Annotated in this window: 12 protein-coding genes; 8 read left to right on the forward strand and 4 right to left on the reverse strand. The window is 47.0% G+C overall.

Going from position 1 to position 20,413, the window contains the following annotated elements:
* Window positions 1-25: 25 nt before the first annotated feature.
* Complete coding sequence (locus QNM19_RS15820) at window positions 26-1,216, reverse strand: flagellar assembly protein T N-terminal domain-containing protein (protein ID WP_049864727.1); 1,191 nt, start codon at window positions 1,214-1,216, stop codon at window positions 26-28.
* A gap of 134 nt (window positions 1,217-1,350) precedes the next feature.
* On the opposite strand from QNM19_RS15820, the gene QNM19_RS15825 reads away from it, so the two are divergent.
* The 3 genes from QNM19_RS15825 (at window position 1,351) to QNM19_RS15835 (ending at window position 2,812) form a co-directional block, all read left to right on the forward strand.
* The gene (locus QNM19_RS15825; protein ID WP_049864728.1) at window positions 1,351-1,845 is read left to right on the forward strand and encodes an LPP20 family lipoprotein; all 495 of its coding nucleotides are present in this window, start codon (window positions 1,351-1,353) and stop codon (window positions 1,843-1,845) included.
* Between the two features lie 131 nt (window positions 1,846-1,976).
* Window positions 1,977-2,468 carry an ImmA/IrrE family metallo-endopeptidase gene (locus QNM19_RS15830; RefSeq protein ID WP_010386771.1) on the forward strand — a complete coding sequence of 164 codons (492 nt, stop codon included), beginning with the start codon at window positions 1,977-1,979 and terminating at the stop codon, window positions 2,466-2,468.
* Window positions 2,468-2,812 (forward strand): hypothetical protein, encoded by a 345-nt coding sequence (locus tag QNM19_RS15835; RefSeq protein ID WP_049864730.1) that lies wholly within the window; start codon window positions 2,468-2,470, stop codon window positions 2,810-2,812. Before QNM19_RS15830 ends, QNM19_RS15835 begins: the two co-directional genes overlap by 1 nt.
* A gap of 15 nt (window positions 2,813-2,827) precedes the next feature.
* On the opposite strand, the gene flgN is transcribed toward QNM19_RS15835, so the two are convergent.
* The 3 genes from flgN to flgA all read right to left on the reverse strand — a co-directional run bounded on the left by flgN (window position 2,828) and on the right by flgA (window position 4,372).
* Window positions 2,828-3,256, reverse strand: coding sequence for a flagellar protein FlgN (gene flgN / locus QNM19_RS15840; protein ID WP_049864731.1), 429 nt, complete (start codon window positions 3,254-3,256; stop codon window positions 2,828-2,830).
* A gap of 7 nt (window positions 3,257-3,263) precedes the next feature.
* Window positions 3,264-3,587 carry a flagellar biosynthesis anti-sigma factor FlgM gene (gene flgM, locus QNM19_RS15845; RefSeq protein ID WP_049864732.1) on the reverse strand — a complete coding sequence of 108 codons (324 nt, stop codon included), beginning with the start codon at window positions 3,585-3,587 and terminating at the stop codon, window positions 3,264-3,266.
* Between the two features lie 71 nt (window positions 3,588-3,658).
* Window positions 3,659-4,372 (reverse strand): flagellar basal body P-ring formation chaperone FlgA, encoded by a 714-nt coding sequence (gene flgA / locus QNM19_RS15850; protein WP_049864733.1) that lies wholly within the window; start codon window positions 4,370-4,372, stop codon window positions 3,659-3,661.
* Window positions 4,373-4,511: 139 nt separating this feature from the next.
* Between flgA and QNM19_RS15855 the strand changes: the two genes are divergently transcribed.
* The 5 genes from QNM19_RS15855 to QNM19_RS15875 all read left to right on the forward strand — a co-directional run bounded on the left by QNM19_RS15855 (window position 4,512) and on the right by QNM19_RS15875 (window position 20,411).
* Window positions 4,512-5,444 carry a chemotaxis protein CheV gene (locus QNM19_RS15855; protein ID WP_010386777.1) on the forward strand — a complete coding sequence of 311 codons (933 nt, stop codon included), beginning with the start codon at window positions 4,512-4,514 and terminating at the stop codon, window positions 5,442-5,444.
* 17 nt (window positions 5,445-5,461) lie between these two features.
* Window positions 5,462-6,295 carry a CheR family methyltransferase gene (locus QNM19_RS15860; RefSeq protein ID WP_049864740.1) on the forward strand — a complete coding sequence of 278 codons (834 nt, stop codon included), beginning with the start codon at window positions 5,462-5,464 and terminating at the stop codon, window positions 6,293-6,295.
* Between the two features lie 187 nt (window positions 6,296-6,482).
* A complete protein-coding gene (locus QNM19_RS15865) occupies window positions 6,483-6,734 on the forward strand; it encodes a hypothetical protein (RefSeq protein WP_049864734.1) in 252 nt (83 codons plus the stop codon).
* 589 nt (window positions 6,735-7,323) lie between these two features.
* Window positions 7,324-8,772 (forward strand): hypothetical protein, encoded by a 1,449-nt coding sequence (locus QNM19_RS15870; protein WP_156202297.1) that lies wholly within the window; start codon window positions 7,324-7,326, stop codon window positions 8,770-8,772.
* Between the two features lie 149 nt (window positions 8,773-8,921).
* Window positions 8,922-20,411: an RHS repeat-associated core domain-containing protein gene (locus QNM19_RS15875; RefSeq protein ID WP_284026915.1), complete on the forward strand. Its 11,490-nt coding sequence runs from the start codon at window positions 8,922-8,924 to the stop codon at window positions 20,409-20,411.
* Window positions 20,412-20,413: the final 2 nt, after the last annotated feature.

The raw sequence follows: 20,413 nt of genomic DNA on the forward strand, positions 1-20,413 counted from the left end.
ATAGTTGATGAAGCTATACGCCTGTTTACAGTGCAAAATCTTCCTGTTTTTGTACCATGACTTCCACCAAATCATTGATCTGAATATTATTCAGCGGACGTTTTGAGATGTTTTCGGCGATCGCATTTTGTGCATTCACCTGAGTGACACGCACCTGATTAAGTGTTTTGATACTCTGTGCAAAAAACTGGTTGGTCGCGCTTTGCATATCCCGGCGATGAGAAATCGTCAGTAACTGGCCTATCTCAATACCATGGTTGCTGCCCAGGTTGATCACCAACTTGCCCTGTTCACGATGTAAAATTTTGCCTCGGCTGGGCAGACAGGACAGGGCTGAGTCCAGATCCTGGGCCACGCTGTTAAAAACGCTCTGGATCTGTTTGGCATAATTGGTACGCCAGAAGGTGTCGCTATAGACGTCAACAATCTTGGTCTTTTCGTAAGGCCAGACACCACTGACGGCATAGTGCTTTTGCCACACTTTATCCCGGGTAAGGGCATCGAATGCGACAAAATCGATTTTAAAGCTGCGCACGTATTCCTCATCCTGCCAGAATGCGTAATCATCATTCATTTGTTCCCCGGCAGCGACGTCTGTGATCTGGCTCATCAGCACATACTGACTATTACTTAGCGTGGTCAAAGAGTCGATCAGTTGTTCATCATATTCGAAGCGTTGAGTGAAAAAGGGTCGGGCATTGATCGCATGATCCAGATAAGGAATCGGCTTCACCGTCAGTTTGCGTTGTGCCAGGGTATGATACAGTCGTTCGCTGGTGGCCTTGGCAATGTCAAAAATTTGACCCAGGCGTGCCTGATGTGGCTGAATGAGCTGGCTTTGCGTGATGGTTACTTGTTTCGCAACGGCGGCCTGAGTGCATTGTTCCAGCTTGGGGAAAATATCCAGGTGCAACGTCACACTGACGATACCATCTTGTTTTTGCTCTGATACCAGGTTGATCTGCTGGATCTCGCCATGACTTTTAATCTTGATCTGATCTTGTGTTAACACCCCGTCAGCCAGTGTCTGGATACTGGATACGGTCGCACCGGAGAAGATCAGCGCCTGCGTAATGGCGTCTTGCACGGCTTCTTGTCGTGCTTCGGCCATATCTTCGGTGTGGGCATTGGCATAACCGGTGACTTCAAACCACTCTGCACTGGCCCCAAAACTGGCGGTAGCCAGTAACACACTCATAATACGCGACAATTTCATGACTTATTACCGAACTGATTGCAAATCTCTGTTCTAACTGAGCAAGTCCCGTGCCAATGGTGTTGGCAAGGTTTGTGCATACAGATTGCTTACTTGATGATATGGCCAATGGGCCACACAGAGGAGTTACCCCTATGAATCAGTTTAGAGCGCTTTGGCATCAACGGGTAGTCAGCTTGGTCAAGTCCTGTGCTGTTGTAACGGTACTGGGGCTGGCAGGATGTAGCTCTATCATAGACAAACATGTGGAATACAGTTATGTGAAACCCGACTCTTACCCGGTCCTCAAAGCCGTCGGCTATGCCCCCTTGAGTTCACAGCCAGGCGGCAGTGACAGTGAAAAAATGCTGATGGCCATTAAAGTATCCAAACTGGAAGCTTACCGTGAGTTGGCTGAACAGGTATATGGTCACAGATTAAGTGCCAGTACAACGGTACAGGGGGCTGTGGCGCAAAATGATGGTCTACGCAGCCAGGTGCAGGGTCTTATTCGTGGCGCTAAGGTTATGAAGAGCTATGCGGTTGGGGATATTTACACCACTGAGCTGGAGCTGGATATGAAGCGTGTTTACGATTTGTATATTGGCGAGGTTAAGCCACGCAAGGTGGAGCGGGTAACGTATTACTGAGCACAGCTTAGTCAATAAAACCGGCAAATTATGTCCTTTGCTTTCAGTGTGCCTTCAATTTATACTGTTTAAATATACACACTACCTCAGCGAGACTGGGGTGGATGGTCAGGTCAATAGGAGGTTTGTCGGTGCTGGACCCGAGAAATGAAGCTCAAAAAGTGCTTAGTCGTTTATGGTGTGACAGCCAGTTTCCGGTTGATCCTGTCACTATCTGTAAGTCACTAGGGCTGGAAGTTGTTGAGATGGCGTTGCCGGATAAAGTGTCCGGGGCGTTGATTAAAGAAGCCGGCGTCGATCCTGTTATCGTGTTGCATCAGGACGATCATTTAAATCGTAAGCGGTTTAGCTGTGCCCATGAGCTGGGTCATTATATTTCTCGCATAGAGTCTGACAACACAGATAAAGAATACGAATATATTGACCTCAGAGGGCCGAGTGCGTCTACCGGCGAAGACGAGGAAGAAGTGTTTGCCAATCAGTTTGCTGCAAACTTGCTGATGCCCAATGAAGAAGTGAAAAGACTGCATCGTAAGAAAGTTGCCCATTTTGAGATGGCCATTCATTTTGGTGTGTCTGTTGAAGCCCTTAAATATAAGCTCAATGCGCTGGAGCTGTTGTAATGACACAAAGCAGGGAAGCGCAAAAGGCAGAGCAGTCATCGTTTGCTGCGCAAATTAAGCATAACTTCAAAGAAAACAAGTTCACCAATGTAGATCCCATGCAAGTTCAGAAGGTCAAAGATGCTGAGTCAGATCGAGGCCTGAAGCAGAAATATGCCTGGTGGTTTATCGGGATTTTGGTTGTTCAGTTATTCATTATGAATTTAGTGCTGGTGCTGGTTGGTATGGATAAGTTGCACTTTGAGGAGTGGACACTTAATTTATATATGGCCGGTACTCTGGCTGAAGTATTTGGTGTGATCCTGGTGATCACCAAAAACTTGTTTCCCACCAAAGCTGAGTAGATATAGCCTGAACACTCAGGCTTTGAGGTTTTTAACCAACTCACCCATGTTAGACACCACACTGCCATCCTGACCATAGGTCATTGAGGTTGGCGCACCAATCAAAATGTCTTTAAGTTCACGCACAGTGAGTTGTGCCTGATGTGCCGCTTGTGCGTTTACGTCGTTTTGTTTCTTACAGTGGTACAATAACTCTTTAACCTGGTCGGTTAAGGGGACAATCTCGTCATGGCTGAACGTGCTTTGCGGGTATTTGGAGAGGTCTTTGTCCAATTTTTGAAGCTGATTTAAGGTCGTGAGCTTAGTGCGCGCGATGTCCTTGAGGTTGTCTCCGTTGCGAGAAGCAAGCGCCTCCAATTCATCATCCAGAAGCTGGGTCAGAGCTTCCAGAAGATTGATTTGCGCTGTTAGCTGATGGGCACACAGTGCCGTTTGGTCGTCCACTTATATTCTATCCAAATAAATCGAACTCAAAGGCGGCAATATTTTTAGCCAGTTTTTCGCCATCCACCTGATATTTGCCTTCGGCAATGGCTTTTTTCAGCTCATCGACTTTTTTGCTGTCGAAAGAAGGTGCTTGCTGCGCTTTTTCTTGCAGCCCCTTGAGTTGTTGTGCTTGTGGCGTCAGACTCACTGAGTCGGCAGCCGCTTTTACCTGTGCTTGCGGTTTAGCTGCGGTATTACTTGCTTCATTTCTTTGTAATTCAGCACGTTGTTGCTTTGCATTTGTTGCAACATTGTTCGGCTGATTTTGACCGTTAATGTTGTTTACCATGATGATGACCCGTTTGTTAAATTGCTTCAGCCTTTATATCGGCAAGCCATACGCTTACTTTAGCAAAAAAATCAGATTTTGACTGCTACTGAATCAACATCTTTCACCCTTGCAAGCACCGTTTTTCCTGATCTTGCATTTTTGACCCGGATTTGTTCTCCTAAGTTCCCATCCTGCAAGGCAATACCACTGGTTTTAATCATCAGTGTGCCATCACTGGCCAGGATTGTCACGTTATCTCCCTTGCAAATCATGCAAATTTGAAACATGCTGATCGGCTTACCCTGTTGGATACGGCGTTTGGTTTTACTGCCAACAAGCAAGGCCATATCGTCAATATTGGCAGCACGGACAAAGTGCTTGGGCCGCATCTCGATTGTTACATCGTCTGCAGTTAACAGTACCCCTTTGTCTAACATTCGCGTACTGACAATAACGGGTAACAGTGTTTCGATTTTTACATGAACAAACTGAACCCAGGACTCGAGGTCATCACAGCGCACCATGACCGTGACCTGCCGATTAAATGGCGGACTGGATTTACTGCTAATTTGCAATGGACGCAGGCATTGACGCTCAGGGATGCGTGTATCCAGCGGCAGTGCAGACACCTGTTGTTGCTCTTCTGCCTGAGTTGGTGTTGGGAGCTGCTCCGAGATAAATTCTATTGCTAATTTCTCAATGCCTTTTGACTCATAGGTTTGACCATAAGCAAATGACGTGGCTAAAAAATATGCCACTATGGGAAAGAAATAAGCGGATAATGTAATTTTTAACAAACTCATGATGTTTCGACTATGCTTATGGGGTGAAACAAGGTATAAAGATTTTGCGTGATTTGCCTCACCGCTTCAAGGGCGACTTTGAATGGTAGAGTACAAGCAAACATTGTTCCGATAAGCAGTTTTATAGCAGGAGAATGACATGGCAGGTATTTTGGACTCAGTAAACCAACGAACGCAGTTGGTGGGTCAAAACCGACTTGAACTTTTACTATTTCGCCTCAGAGGGCGTCAACGCTTTGGGATCAATGTATTCAAAGTAAGAGAAGTACTACAGTGCCCACCCCTGACGGCAATGCCTAAGTCCAATGCTTTCATTCGAGGTGTTGCACACATTCGGGGACAAACTATTTCCGTGATAGACATGTCGTTGGCTGTCGGCGGACCACCTATTGAGAATATCAAAGACTGCTTCATTATTATCGCTGAATACAACCGTTCGGTGCAGGGCTTTTTGGTCGGTGCAGTTGAACGAATAGTGAACATGAACTGGGAAAAAATAATGCCACCGCCTTCCGGCGCGGGTCGTTATTCCTATCTGACAGCTGTGACTGAAATCGAAAATGAACTGGTAGAGATCCTGGATGTAGAAAAGATCCTTAACGAGATCTGCCCGATCAATACCGAAGTCAGTCAGGAAATTGTCGCTGATGGGGAGATGCAACGTGACCTTGGTGAGCGTATCGTCTTTATTGCCGATGATTCTGCGGTAGCACGTAATCAGGTTAAACGCGCATTAGAGCCTTTGGGCGTTCAGACTGAGCTGGCCAAAAATGGCAAAGAAGCCCTGATCCGGTTAAAAGAGATTGCGGAGATGGACTGTCAGAATGACGTCACAGAGCGTGTAGGCTTACTGATCTCGGACGTTGAAATGCCTGAAATGGATGGTTATACCCTCACCGCCGAGATAAAAGCGGATCCTAAGCTGGCGCCTTTGCATGTTATTTTACATACTTCATTGAGTGGCGTATTTAACCACGCAATGATCGAAAAGGTCGGTGCTGACGACTTTATTGCTAAATTTAACCCCGATGAATTGGCAACAGCCGTGAAGAAATGGGTTCATTGCGATTAATTAGTGGCGGTAATACTTTGGAAAATAAACACTTAGAACAAAGCGAGTATGATCAGTTTCGCACTTTTTTAGAACAACAGTGTGGGATTGTACTGGGTGACAATAAACTGTATTTAGTGAAAAGCAGACTGGCGCCTCTGATGTCTCGTTTTAGCGTTGACTCTCTGTCAGCTTTGGTGAGTAAAACGCTCAGTCCCCACGAGCGGCAATTGCGTGCCGCCGTTGTGGATGCGATGACCACCAACGAAACCTTGTGGTTCCGCGATCAATATCCTTTTGAACTGCTCAAGACCAAGATATTTCCTGAGTTTAAGGACCTGCGTCGTCCTGTTAAAATTTGGTCTGCTGCGAGCTCTTCCGGGCAAGAGCCTTATTCAATAGCCATGTCTGCCAATGAATATCAGACCTCTAATCCCGGTGCGCTCAAAATGGGTGTACAGATTGTTGGTACTGATATCTCAAATACCATGCTGGATATGTGTAAGAATGCAGAATATGACGCATTGGCACTGGCACGTGGCCTGTCACCGGAACGCAAGAAAAAGTTTTTTGCAGACAGTGGTAATGGTATGGCCAAAGTCAACGAGCCTATCCGCCGCATGGTTAACTTCAGGCATTTAAATTTGCTTGATTCCTATGCCTTACTGGGTAAGTTTGACGTGATTTTTTGTCGTAACGTACTCATCTATTTTTCGCCAGATGTAAAGGCAAAGATCATCAGTCAGTTCGCTCAGGCACTTAACCCAAATGGGTATTTGTTCCTGGGGGCCTCTGAATCTATGGCCGGTCTTAATAACGACTTTGATATGCTGCGTTGCAACCCCGGCATCATCTATCAGAAAAAATCGTAGCACTTTCGGCAGGTCGCGCAGAGCGGCCTGCTTATTTCTGTAACCTCATTCAAACCTCTCCAAACGATCTTACTACAGCCTATAAGCTGCGATAGTGAACATCACCGACATGCTCGCCCGCTGTCTTGCTGAAATTAAAGCAGATATACTTGAGTACATGATGTATTGCCTCTGTGATCCCTGAACTATGGCGAAGCCAAATAAAAAAGGCCCGACTAAAACGGTCGATATTTTCTGTGCTAAATGTAAAGCACCGCTGTATAAATACCGCAAAGGTGGAAAAGGCGCACTGGTTAAGTGCTTTAAAGAGCGGATTGTGACGGATCATACCGAGCAAGGCGGCCAGTGCCCGGGTTGCGGCACTGAGTTTGCCCGGGACACGCTGGTCCGAGGCACCCCTGCATTTAAAATGATTGGTGGCAAAGTCTTTTTTAAATAATTATAGGTCGTGGCACTTGCATGTTTTGCTATCTATGGGTAACTAAGCAGCCAGCCACTACCGGTGTCAATTTTCTGGAGTTTTCATAAAAAGGTCGGAGCAGCCGAAACAAATCGCACCATTTCCAGAGCGAGAATACCTGCCTGGCCTGCTCAAAATAGAGGAAGGCACTCGCTGTTACCACAGATAACACCCTCACGCTATGCCCAGGCATTCCCTGAGATCAGAACAAGCGATAATAACACGTTGTTTGTTTTCATTGATGCGATTGTATTTCCATGATCACAAACTCGGTCCTCTACTGTGCTGGTGATCAGACAGTTTTAGTGTTTGGTTTTGATGGGCAATTCAGCGATGTTTCCCAGCTCTCTGTATGTTGTCGTATCTTTAACAGCGGTTACATGGTCAACACGCCAGTTTCACTTTGTTAGACGTATTAGCGGTATTTAACTTGTACAAAAGGTGACTTTATTTATCAAAGGGTAGCCATTTGTTGTTTTTGGTGTGTTTTGTTTATTGTTTGTGAGTTTTTGTTCCTTTTTTTGTGTGTACAATTAACATAATTACCTTTTATGGAATTTGCACAAAGATGATAAGAGTGGTTTTGTTTCTATGGATGTCCAGCCCTTTATTGGCTATCGCGGCCAACAGCTTACAAAATGGGTGTAGTGATGTGTTTTCAATGCAAAGCTTGGAGGCAATATCTCCAGGGTGCGATACGTCACGTCCTGCAACACCGCAATGGGCCTTACATGCCTATATCAGTGGTCAGACTCAGCTGAAGTGGCAGCCGGTTAGCGGCGCTACCTTTTATAGGGTAAACGCAGGGGTATCATACGTTAACTCTTCAGCAGCGAACATGACTCTGCCTGGCCATGTTAACCAGGTTAAAGTAATGGCATGCAGAGGCAGTAATTTTGGCGATACTTGCTCTTTCCCAATAACAGCAAAATTTATTGACGATTTGGCTAAGCCTGAATTTGATTTTCCCAGTGCCGAGCAATACACATTTATGCCAGATGATACGCCAGTACTACAGTGGCAAGTACGTGGCGCTTACCAGGTTATTTTGCAACATGGTAGTCAAGTTATAGCCGGGTCCTTACCCAGTATTGGAGAGAAAGTACTTTCTGCTGACACAGGTCTGCCCTACACTCTCATCGCCAAAGGGCTCTCTGGCGACACTGTCAAAACAGTTTGGCTGAAGAGTAAAGTACTGCTCACCAGCAATGAGCCAGCGTCCTCCCGTAAGATAGATTTAACGGCGTTGGGTATTAACATTGTGACCAGAACTTTATTGCCCATTGGCAATGAGCAGGTGGTGTTTGTCGATGAATCAAACATGCTTCATAAAATTGAAGTGCAAAATGGCGACCCTCGATTGATACAGTCTGAACCTTTGTTAGGTAAGACTGTAAACCGGCCATTATTATTCAGGAACAAGATATATTTTGGCTCAAGCAACATTGACGGCACGGGGGCAGCGTGCGTACTTAATGTCTCAGAGCCAAGCTCGATGATATGTCACCCTACACAATTTGCAATCATTGCAAGCCCTGTTGCTATCAGTAGCTATCGTCTTGGTGATGACGATACGTATGGGGCATCTCAGGATCGAACTTTGGGCGTCGAGAGCAGCATCGTATATGTGGATTTTAAAGGGAATACCATTGAGTATAGCGAAGGGCTTACCCGTGTGCGTCAACGAGGCCGGCTTCCTGGGGTATTACTTAATCAGCCAATTATTTCAACACCAGCTGTTAATTATCGTGACAGGTCTCTGTTTTTTAATCACTTAAGCTCGGTAACGTCAGGTAATAGACTGTTGATTTCCAAAATCTCACTCGCAAGTAGCAGCAATGGAAATGCTTCTTTACTCACGGCCGCACTCCGGGTGGAGGAGGATAAAGTCCTCTTTACCGAGCAACCAAACCGAGCTCTCAAGGGGAGGCTATCTTCCATAGCCAATGCAGAGTCGTCAGTTCCCACTGCGCATATTACGCTTCAGTGGACTAAAGAGCAGGGTGAAGGGCTATGAGTAGTATGATCTTGCGAACTATTGTCCTGTTTTGGTGTTTGTTATCAATGGCTTGGTGTTCACCAGCACTGGCCGATGGTTATAAGAAAAATACCGGCCTGCTTATGCTCTTCCTGAACAAAAAACGGCAGCTTTGTACCGGAGGGGGAATGGCTGTCCAAGAAGGGTACGATGAGGCTGATTTAACATTTATTGAACAATCTGACTGGGATAAGGTCCAGGCTGACTATTTTAGCTTAACCATGCGTAAACCCGGCGCGGATAAGTATACGACGATTCAACATGCTAAGGACAATAATTATCTTTTTAAAGAAAAAGCCCTTGGCACCTACCTTCTCAGAGCCGGGTACGGGTATCAAGTCGCCCCTGACGTGGCAAGTGAAGTTGAGCCCTGGTTCTACTGTTATTATGTTATTGATGTTGTTAAAAAAACAGTGCCGGCAGTCAGTGTTTCGGTACTCCGGCAGGATGACTATGACGGCACTGTTGATTTGGAGTATTCGGTAAAGGATGAGGGCAGTGATGTTAAAACACTGACAGTTTGTGAATTCGAGTCGCCCAGGGTGTGTGACCATTTAAAGACTGAGACTGATCCAGAAATGAATACGCTTTATAAGCTGGGAGCGCAGTCTGTTTCAGTTAGTAATAGTAAACGGTTCAGGGTCAGCGCCGTTGATAGCTTCGGCAATGTTGATAGTGAAATAGTAGAAGTCGCGGCCACGGTAGAGCGTGACCATAACTCTGAAGTATCAGTCAACCTGTATCACCCTGACGGTACTGAACTGGATTACACCGCTTTCTACAAAGACAGCGTAACGGTCAATGCGAAAGTGACGATATCAGATCCGGATTCACAAAGTTACAACTGGCCGAAGGCGGCTGAATTGATTACTGGCGGTACCAGCAAAACTTTAGGGGCTGGAAAAATAAAAATCGGTAGTAGCCTTAAACAATACGATTGCAATTTTCCATCATCCTCTGTTACTTGTGTTTCCACGGGTCTGAAAATACAGGAGAGTAAAACGCTAAAGGCAGAAGCCGGGGGAGGGACTGCCAGCCGTACAATAAAGATTGCTAAACGTCCAGTTATCTCTGGTTTGCGATTAGATAAAGTTTACGCTTTTCAGGGAGAGCAAGTACAGGTTGACTTTCGACTGGCTGACCGGGTATTGAATATCAGTGATCTTAAGGTATGTGTTGTAACCCGAAGTTCGCAAACATTAGAGCATTGCCCACAATCAGACCTGACCTTGTCCCCGTTATGTGATAAAAATATCGTCCAGGGCGGTGAAGTGATGACCTGTCGTGCAACCTTTGAGGCGCCAGCCAGCAATGCTGCGGGGTATCAGGTTTATGTGTCTCTTTCCGATAGTGATATTACAGATTGGTACGCAACGAGTAAGTTGGATTTCATCGTGGTGCCCTTTGCGGGTATCATGATTAAAACACTGTCAAATAACATCGAACACCCATTTGCACGCAACTCTACTCAGACCATAAAGGTTGGTGTTGGCCGCCTGAGCGCAAGTTCTGCAAGATTACAAAAAATTGCGCTGCTGTTTAATGATACTGAGGTGGCCACAAAACAACTGAATTGTGAGAGTATCCTGCCACAAGCGAGCGACCAGCAGCAGATGACAGAATTTTCTGTCGACTGGCCAATCGATAGTGTTCTTCCGGAGCAAATTGACCTAAAAGCAAAAGCCTGGGACTGTGCGCCAGAGCCAAATACAGTAACAACAGCAACGTCAAAGCCATTCTATATTGCACCAGTCGTACTGGAAGTGCCTCAGGTTGACAGTGTCAGCTCTGATGGAGAATACGTGAAAGTGAAGCTTAAACGTATTGAGCACGCTGCGTCTTATGAAGTCCTACAGAACGGTAATAACAAAAAGGCTACAATCAGTGCTTCAGCGCTTAACCTGGAGGCCAGGTTTGAACCCGGAGCGGGCTACGCATTTACATACTGTGCAAAGGCGTTTGGTACGGGCAGTGTTGAACCTGTAACTGGCACCGGGGAGCATTGTAAGAGCCTCCTTCATAATTATCCTGCGCCGACATTTAAGGCCATTTCAACAAATCAGTTTAATGCATATACATTGTCGTGGTCAGACCGTAAAGGAAATGAGACCTTCCATCTACTACGGAGGAAAAAAAGCGAGTCGCAATGGGGCGAGTGGCGAGAGATCGTATCGCAATCAGCAGTCAGCTTTGCTGTTAACGACTTAGAGCAAGGTGTCTATGAATACAAAGTACGTGCGTGTTTTTCTGTCACCGGAGCACAAGAAAGCCTTTGCGCAGAATCCAATTCAAAAGAGATCCGCCATATGCAAGCGGCTCCCAGCTCTGCGCGCGTTGGTTTTAACTGTACTAGCTGTCCTATAACAATCAATGGCTTGTACTTTAGTAAACAAGCAAAGGTTGAGCTCAAGCCTAATAAGAATGGTGGCGTTTGGCGCTCATTGAATCAGCCAATCATTGTATGTAAAGAAACAAGTTGTGAGATTAAGGCATCGATCTCAGGTGAACTGCTGCAAAGTTATTACAACGGTAATGAAGGACTTCTGGTACGGATTAGCAATTTTCCTCCCAATTCTTCACAAAACACGCTCACCGTCTCAGTTAATGATGGCGAGTTACCTATACCAGCTGTACCCAATGTTACTGTAGAAGACATAGGTGACGGGCAACTACAACTAACAGTGGCACCCGGCACTGACGATGTTGATGTGGTTTCTTACAATATTTTTGAAAACGGGGCCGACCAGGTACTCGTGAGTATTAGTCATAGTGCAGACTCTTTGACCACCAATATTTCTAAAACACATGATCATCATGGACATGACTATAGCTACTGCGCTCAGGCTGTGAACAAGTTCGGTAAGGTAAGTTCTATTGGTGATAAGGAACAGTGCTCCGGCGTAACGCTTCACTATCCTGACCCAGCACCTGGTGTCGTGTTATTTGAAGACATGAATCGCATTCAACTTAAACCTTATAAACTTAAGTTGAAAGTGCCTTCGGATGGCCTAAAAAATAAAAAGTACCAGATTCAGTATTTTGACAGAAGAGCATTTCGTGCCGAATGGCAAGATTTAATGCCTTTAACAGACTCAACTCAGTTTGAAATATCAGCGCCGCGCTTAGGGGTAATGGATTATCGAGCGCGTACATGTAATAGACATAATATATGTACAGATGGTGCAAATATCACCATTGAGCACCCTAAAGTGATTATTAGCAGTGTTGAAATCAATGGCTCTTGTGGTAGTAGTTGTGTGCGTATTCGGGGTCTGAATTTTTCCAATCCTTCTACCGTATCAATGCAGCACAATGTTACCGCTGTGCCATTTGAACATGGTGAAGACAAGGGTATTCACACGGTTAGGTACATCAGTGATCGCGAACTTCATGTCGATGTGGGTGACGAAGTAATTAAAGCTTATACCAATGGCGGTATTGTAGTTTCGGTTGCCAATGGTATCAAAATCGGCGCTTCACGACCTTATCTTGCTGACAACACACACCAGGATGACAACGATCATAAGTTTACTAGTCCAGTCTATAGTGCATCAGGCGTGCTCTATGCTGCCTATGACAATAAACTGTGTGCACATGATCAATACGGGTTTGCTGAGTGGTGCAGAAGCGCAGGTGCAAAGATCAGTGCGAAAGCGGTTTTATCTTATGACAGTGCGGACCGGGATGTGATTATGGTGGGGGCACATGATAACTTCGTGTATGCCTGGAATCACCAGGGTGAACAAATATGGAAAACTGAAACGCGCGCGCCGATTTCGGCTGAAGGACTTGTTGTAGGGCGTCCGTTTAATAATGCCGACCTGTTTGTTGGCGCTTTAGACGGTGCGTTATATTCAATGACTGCTGAAACCGGGCAAGTTAATTACCTTTATAAGCTTGGTACCGGCATAGAAGATAAGCCCTTTTTGGTTGGTAATAGTGAAATCTGGGTTAAAACCAAAGACGGTAACATTACCATTATTGATCGTAATGAAGCAGGGCCAGGCGCTCTCAAATGGTCAGACTTACAAAGTTCACCGCTTTTAAATGCCTTTAACTTGGTGCAGGCAGCTGGCTGGGCACCGTCAAGCAGACAGCCACATTTACATTCGCTGCTTAGATTGGGGTATGTGATTCTGGGGCGCGATCTGAGTCGCGAAGAATTATCTTTTCTTGCCTACGCATTGACGAACAATGTGACCTTAATAGAAATTGCCAATGCGATGCTCGACACCGCTGAGGGGCTTTCCCGGCTCCCGGAATCTAGCACTACAGATACGTTTTATCGTTCTGTAAGTGAGTTTTTGTATCAGGAAAATCAAGATTTTCTTGCGGGCAAACCACGTCAAAAATGGTTGAGTGAGTTGAACACACACCTAACCCGGGGTGAGTTTATTGTCAATGTTGTGAGTGAACTGAACGCAGCAGCTCGTTTTCATCAGGTAACCAGCAGTACTCTTTATTATTACTATGGGTTTTGCCACTTACACAATCGTTGTGAAGAGCCAGTTGACAGTGATGGCGATGGGATCAGCGATGAGGCAGAGCGTATTTTAAAGAGTAGTCCGATAGATCCTCGTGATGGACTGCTTGAGGCCCCGGCATTGTCTGGCAGAGCTATAGGCGGCGATATCGTTTTTAGCATGTCTTACGGGCGCGACATTACAGTGTTTGAGTTATCGGATTTTGCCAGCAACACTGGACCCATCACCATTAACGCAACGGGCAAAACGGCTGAGCATAGCCTGGTCCGGCGAAATGGTAGTCATACTTTTAATGTACGTGCGTGCTTGGATATTGAACTGAGTGCTGGACAAGTTGAGCGTGCCTGCTCTGCGCCATCAGCAGATGAAACGGTCGTTGTCAATGATAGCCTCCTGGAAGTGCCAGTAAATCCAATCGCTGCGAGTGTAACCAGGGCTGGTTATTCGGTACCGACAACAGAACAGTTGCAAGCGCACGAAAGTTATGCCGTGACGCCGGGCAGCTTTAGGGTGAATGAACAGGGAGCGTCCACGTATTCGGTGCCCATTAGTCTGCCAGAAGGGGTGGCGGGTGTTACACCTGAGGTCGCACTGAACTATAACAGTCAGCTGCCAGAAACCATGGTTGCAACAGGCTGGTCGTTGTCTGCGGGGTCTGAAATCAGTCGTTGTCGACAGACACAGGCACAGGATGGCCAGTTTAAAGCAATTAACCCCTTCGATCAGGGCAGTGATCGTTATTGTCTGGATGGTCAGCGCCTGATTATGACCTCGGGCGAAACGTCGGACCAATATGATGGCGTTGTTGGCTCAACCTATCGAACTGAGATTGATAGCCAGCTCAGAGTAACCATAGAGGAAGGTGTAGAACCCTATACTAAACAGTTTGTTGTACAGGGGAAAGATGGCAGTAAACGGATTTATGGTGGTACTAAAAATAGTCAGGCTGGGGGCAAGGTGACGCCGTCCCGCTGGTTACTACGTAAAAGCATGGACAGTGTCGCTGCCAACCGCACTTTAGATAGCTCGAACGTAGTGCACTACGAATATATGCACAATACCCAAGAGTCAGATATACCCGGTCAGCTGGAGGTGGTGCTGAGCAAAATTAGCTACAGTAACAACGAAGTGCGCTTTGGTTATCAGGCCGGTCCGGCGAGGCGAAATAACTATAGCATCGAGGCTAACTCAGTTGCGAGTGTGGAGCGGGCCCAGCTAACGGCAATTGATGTGTATAACCACAACAAATCACAGCTCAGGCACTATGATTTGGATTTCTCTCTGGCGCAAAACGGCACACGTCAGTTAATGTCAGTCAGAGAGTGTACGGATGATTCGGCACAAACGTGTAAGCGCCCTGTGACCTTTACTTACAACGACAGCCCGGGTGGTCAAAGGTTTGTAAGCTACACCGAAGTTGCTTCGGGCAGTCGCATTGTAGCGACAACTCTGATGGATTTAGACGGTAATGGCTTGCCGTCTACGGTTGTGCTTAAACGCAATCACAATTCAAACGGCAGCCATGCACTTTGTGTGATTGAGTACAGCACAGGAGAGCTATGTCAGGACATAGCAACCGATAATTCATCTGACCATGTACAAATTCAGCCCTTTGATCCGGATGGAGATGGTACCCAGTCATTATTGATCAATACCCGCGCGCATGACTCTGCACTGGGGTCTGCTGTTTGGCGTGTGTTTGACTATGATAGCTTAAATAGCCAGTGGAGCTACCGCACCATTAATGGAATGAATGGCGCTCGTAAAGTCAGGGCTGCTGACATCAATGGCGACGGGTTTGATGATTTTATTTATCTGAGTCGTTACGGCAGTACCGGTAGTGGTGGCGGTGGTGGCATACAGCCTAATACTGCTGAACCCAGCGCTATGTCGACGGCACCGTTGCAGCTGTGGGTACGATATAATAACAGTGCTAGTCTGTTAATGGCACAATCGCGTGAAGTTGATGTGGCAATGGGTTTTCAGTATCCCCAGCAATTGGATGCCAACACCCCCTGGTATCTGGCAGATGTGAATTTTGATGGTCTGGCCGATATTGTCACTTCAGCCTGCCCCACCAGCGGTTGTGAGCAACAGGGTAAGTGGGACACCATTTACGTGTTATACAACGAAATCGACGCTTCAACGGGTGAGCAGGGTTTCACTGTGGGTGGTTCGCAACGTGTGACACACAGCGCATTACAGCTCATTGATATTAATCAGGATGGTTTGTCTGATTTTCTTTATAAAAACGAAGACAACAAGTGGACGGTTGCCGTCGTAAGGCCTTCTTCATTCAGTGGACTGCGCTTTGATGGAGCACCCCAGGTTTTGCCAAAACCACAGCATGGTTCTATCTCAGGTGATAGCTTTCATGTGTCTCCCATTATAGGTGATGTCGATCAAAATGGCATATCAGAACTTTATGTCGTGGGGACCGAAATGGACAGGCATCAGAAGTATGCTTTGTATCGCTATGAGTGGCAGCCTGAAAGCCAAACACTGACGCATAGTAATAGTTCAACAGACATCTTCTCGCTGGATTTTGTGCCCCGATTTCAGGCTTACGGATACTTCAGTGATTATGATCTGGATGGTGCGGCAGATCTGATCCTCGCCGAACCGGGCCAGATACGAGCTTTTCACCAAACTACCCGTTCGGCTTTCCCCGGTTTATTGAGTACTGTTACGCAAGGGTTTGGCACGAAAACCAAGGTCCAGTATGGGCGGATGACAGATCCAAGCCTGTATACCAAAGGGGAACCAGAAAGGACCCGCGCGCTAGAGCAACAAAGCGGCCAGCGGATCATTGACCTGATTGGCCCGTCTGTGTTGGTTGAGCGGGTGGAAACTGAGGCAGAAGATACCCGCAGTAATGTGGGTGATCACACAATTTCTGTGCGTTACAAGTACGCTGGTGCACGCATGCAGTTCGGTGGTCGGGGTATGCTTGGTTTTGAGTCTTTGACTACCAGCACCTATAAAGGGGGGCATACGTTTAAGACGACGACTGAGTACCAACAGGCGTTTCCGTATATTGGCATGCCAGAACGTACGACCAAAACAATGCACAGTAGCAGTGGTAGCTACTTACTCAGCAAAGCCAGGAATCAGTACGCGAAAATATCCACGCCAGCTGCTAACGGTTTGAGGTATTACGCAATATACAATGGCACTGCGCGAGAGTGCAGTGCCCGGGTTGATGCACAATACAATGGGGATATTAGTTATGGTGTGGCGGGCTATACCTGTAGTGAAACAGACATGGAACAGGATAAGTACGGTAATGTGCTTAATTCGACTACCTCAACCTACAACAGTGCGGATGCTGAAGCGTTTGTTAGCAGCGGCCCTGCAAGTAAGTCGGTTCAGAGTAAGCACATAGTCAATCAATATTATACTGGTCTGGCGCTTCAGTTGGGTCGCTTAAAGAGCACAGAAGTGACCACCAGGCGCAATGAAAGCGAGCAGGGAAAAATTGTTCGCAATAGCGCATTTACCTATTACACCTCTGGTGAACACATAGGCTTGCTGAAAGAAGAGGTTGTGGCACCTGAGGGCGGATGTGACGCATACCTCAAAACCACCTACAGCTACAACAGTTGGGGCAGTATCACAGAAAAATCGACTGGTGGGAAAAAGTGCTCAAATTCGGACGATGAGCCTCAAACGCGTACAACGAAAACGAAATATACCATCGATGGGCGATATGCTACGAGTACGCAAAACAGTCTGTTCACTGTACAGACGGTACTGAGTCGCAATAAATTTGGCCAGGTTACGCGCAGTCAGAACACCGATGATGTGATCACCACCTCTTACTACGACGCATATGGTCAACAGGTTGGCCAGCATCAGGGGAGTGGATCGCAACAGAGCACGCTGATGCAGCACTGTCCGTCAGATGCGCCTTTGCAGTGTTTTGTGATGCAGGAAAAACGAGTGAATGCAGAGCTGTTATCCAGAACCTACCTGGATAAGTATGGCCGGACACTGGCTAGTGAGCGCCTCTCACCAGCCGGGATATGGCTACGTGCAACCTCAGAGTATGACAAGTTTGGCCGAGTGGTAGAGGTAAAACCAGCGGGTCTGGAAGCACAGCTGAGCACTTATGATGCCTTTGACCGTATCGTGTACAGTCAGGATACCCAGAGCAATTTGAACACTTTCGTCAGCTTTGATGGCCTGGCCACGACCACTTTGGTGAATGGAGATATTGCTGGTGGTAATCAGAGTAAAACAGTGACACGTAATGCGCTCGCAGAAGTGGTGTCGGTAACGGATAGCAACGGCCAGACACTGACCTATACGCACAATGCAACTGGTCAGCTACTCAAGGTGCGCTCTTCGGCAGACGGTGGCAGTGAATTGATCCTTAATACCTACGATCCAGTCACGGGCCGTAAAACGAAAACAGAGGATAAAGATCGGGGAACCTGGTCCTATACTTACACCCCATTTGGTGAACTGCAAACTCAGACCGATGCCAATGGCGTGGTATCGACCTTTAGCTACGACGAACTTGGCCGCAAAGTCGGGTTGTCGACGAGCAAGGGGGAGACTGCCAGCTGGCACTATGATGATCAGAAACCCCACCGCCTTGACCGTGAGGAAAGCGGCAACTGGTCTCGCCACTATGTTTACGACGCGTTGGGTCGGGGGGTTGCCTCAGTCACAGACCTTACTGGCGCCAGTCAATGTGCCAACAAGGTAACTTATTCTTCATCGACTAGTGATATCAGATTCACAGACGGTAGTCTGGCCAACCCGGTTGAATCCGGTTGTGTGATGCAGTTGACCCAGTTCGACCAGTACGGCAGGGTGTGGCAACAGTTTGATGATTACCGCCGCAGTACCTCGGGTCAGTGGGTTGAAGCTCGCGGCCAGCGTCTGGTCTATATGGCGGGACAGGTGACCGAGAAGTACGAAGCCCGGGAGGGCCAGAATGGCAAGCGCTACTATGCACTGGGCCAGCAGGACAGTGCTGGGCGCACGACCAGCTATTTCAAGGGTCACTTCAGCATGCAGTTGGGTTACGCACAAAATGGCAGCCTGAAAACACTGGGCACGGGTGGTGTTCACAGCCATATTCAGCAGCATACCTATACCTTTGATGGCATGGGCAACCTGACCAGCAGACAGCTAACAGGAGAGAATGAAGCCACAAAGTTTGAATATGATAAGTTGAACCGGGTTACCTCGGTGAATGGCTCCTTACACTATCAATATGATGACAACGGCAATCTCACTCATAAAGATGGCTGGACGCAAGTCTATGGTCAGGATGGAGATCCTTTGCATGCACTCAGTGAGCGCAGTAAAGGCACTCAGACGGAAACCTTTAGCTACGATGCCAATGGCAACGAGACCAGTGCCACTATTTACCTGCATAGTGTAGGCACCACGCGTGATATCACCTATAGCGGGCGCAATAAAGCCACTCGTATTAAGGTGGGTAATGCCACCACAGACTTTGCGTATGATGCAAACAACCAGAGGTTTAAGCGCACCGAAGGCAGTAAAACCATCTTTTATGTTGGCAATCTGGAGTTGGTAAAAGATACCAGTCAACCCGAAGCTGAAAAATATCTTATCCGTCGCAGTATTAATGGAGATGCCGTTCAGACTTACTATCCGGGAGGTAAGGCATCATTGCAGTGGTTGTTTACCGACCATCAGGGATCAGTGGTGGCAATCGTAAACGGAGATGGTAAATTCCTGAAAAGGTACCGTTATGATGTTTTTGGCAAGCAGTCGGAGATAGTCAGAGAGCCAGATAATGTAACGGATACACTTTATTGGGCAGAAGAAACCGGTTTGTTGCTTCATGAGGTGCCGGCCAACATGAGAAGCTACACCGGCCACGAACCGGTCACCTTTGGGGGGGACAATCGCATCATTCATATGAATGGTCGGATCTACGATGCAGATACTGGTCGATTTATGCAGGCGGATCCGTTTATTCAGGCGCCTTCGAACTTGCAAAATTACAATGCTTATTCTTATGTGTTGAATAATCCGCTGTCTTATACGGATCCGAGTGGGTATTTGTTTAGTGCACTGAAAAACGTTAATAAGAAATTAAAACCTTTCACTAGCCTTATCGTTGGTGTTGGCCTTATTTACATTACGGGTGGGGCTGCAAGTTGGTTTGCTTCTTCCTGGTATGGCGCGGCGACAGCTGGAGCCATATCCGGCGCCGCTGGGGCGGCAGCCAATGGCGGGAATATCCTCAAAGGAGCGCTCACCGGGGCGGCCAGTGCAGCAGCATTTTATGGTGTGGGCACAGCATTTGGTAAAGTTGAGTTTGGCAGTATGCTCCATGCTGGGAAAATTGCAGCGCATGGCCTGGTCGGTGGTGTAATGGCCGAATTACAGGGCGGTAATTTTGGTCATGGCTTCGTTGCAGCGGGCGTGACACAGGCATTTGCACCGGGTATCGATGCCATTGATGCTGGTTCTAGCTTTAGCATCGCCCGAGTGGTTGTGTCTGCTATTGTTGGTGGTACAGCTTCTAAACTCTCTGGTGGTAAATTTGCCAATGGTGCGGTGACTGGCGGATTTTCAAGGATGTTTAATGATGAGATGCATCAGCAAAAAAAGGAGATTTCTTTTGCAAAGAAGATGCGACAGCATGCTTTGAGAATTGTTTCTAACTATCTAGCACCTAAGACATATAAATTAGGTTTTAGTGCGACAGTTCCTTCTAGCGTACTCGACTTTATAGGTGCAGATTCGGGTGGCTATGATGTAGGGTTTGAGTTTGGTATAGTTGCTGCTACTGGTGCCGGAGAGAATGATTTAGGCCTCTATTTGACACGAAACGCTTCCAGCTCTCTAAGTGTTCCATTTGCAGGTCAAAATGAACGGCCCTTTGGTCGGGCGGGGGCATTTATTAACTTAGGGAATCAAGAAGGTACAATGCGTGATTTTGCAGGGGAAGCAAGCTTTGCGAGTGCAGGCATAGGTCCGCTAATGTTAGAAGGTTCACTCTCGGACTCTGGTAAGTATGGTTTTAATACAAACTTTGGAGCGGGTTACTCTATGTCAGGGGGGCGGTCAACAACATCAGTTCTTAGTTTACGGTATGGTTTGTTGTCGAGTGGTTGTGGTTCTGATGAATTAGTTTGTTAGGA

The sequence above is a fragment of the Pseudoalteromonas ardens genome (assembly GCF_030125445.1).
GTDB classification, from domain to species: Bacteria; Pseudomonadota; Gammaproteobacteria; order Enterobacterales; family Alteromonadaceae; genus Pseudoalteromonas; species Pseudoalteromonas ardens.

Coding starts and splice junctions, on each gene's coding strand:
- QNM19_RS15855 (WP_010386777.1), top strand. CDS start 4,512: ATGGCAGGTATTTTGGACTCAGTAAACCAACGAACGCAGTTGGTGGGT.
- QNM19_RS15875 (WP_284026915.1), top strand. CDS start 8,922: ATGGCTGTCCAAGAAGGGTACGATGAGGCTGATTTAACATTTATTGAA.
- QNM19_RS15865 (WP_049864734.1), top strand. CDS start 6,483: ATGGCGAAGCCAAATAAAAAAGGCCCGACTAAAACGGTCGATATTTTC.
- flgA (WP_049864733.1), bottom strand. CDS start 4,372: ATGAGTTTGTTAAAAATTACATTATCCGCTTATTTCTTTCCCATAGTG.
- flgM (WP_049864732.1), bottom strand. CDS start 3,587: ATGGTAAACAACATTAACGGTCAAAATCAGCCGAACAATGTTGCAACA.
- QNM19_RS15820 (WP_049864727.1), bottom strand. CDS start 1,216: ATGAAATTGTCGCGTATTATGAGTGTGTTACTGGCTACCGCCAGTTTT.
- QNM19_RS15825 (WP_049864728.1), top strand. CDS start 1,351: ATGAATCAGTTTAGAGCGCTTTGGCATCAACGGGTAGTCAGCTTGGTC.
- QNM19_RS15835 (WP_049864730.1), top strand. CDS start 2,468: ATGACACAAAGCAGGGAAGCGCAAAAGGCAGAGCAGTCATCGTTTGCT.
- QNM19_RS15870 (WP_156202297.1), top strand. CDS start 7,324: ATGATAAGAGTGGTTTTGTTTCTATGGATGTCCAGCCCTTTATTGGCT.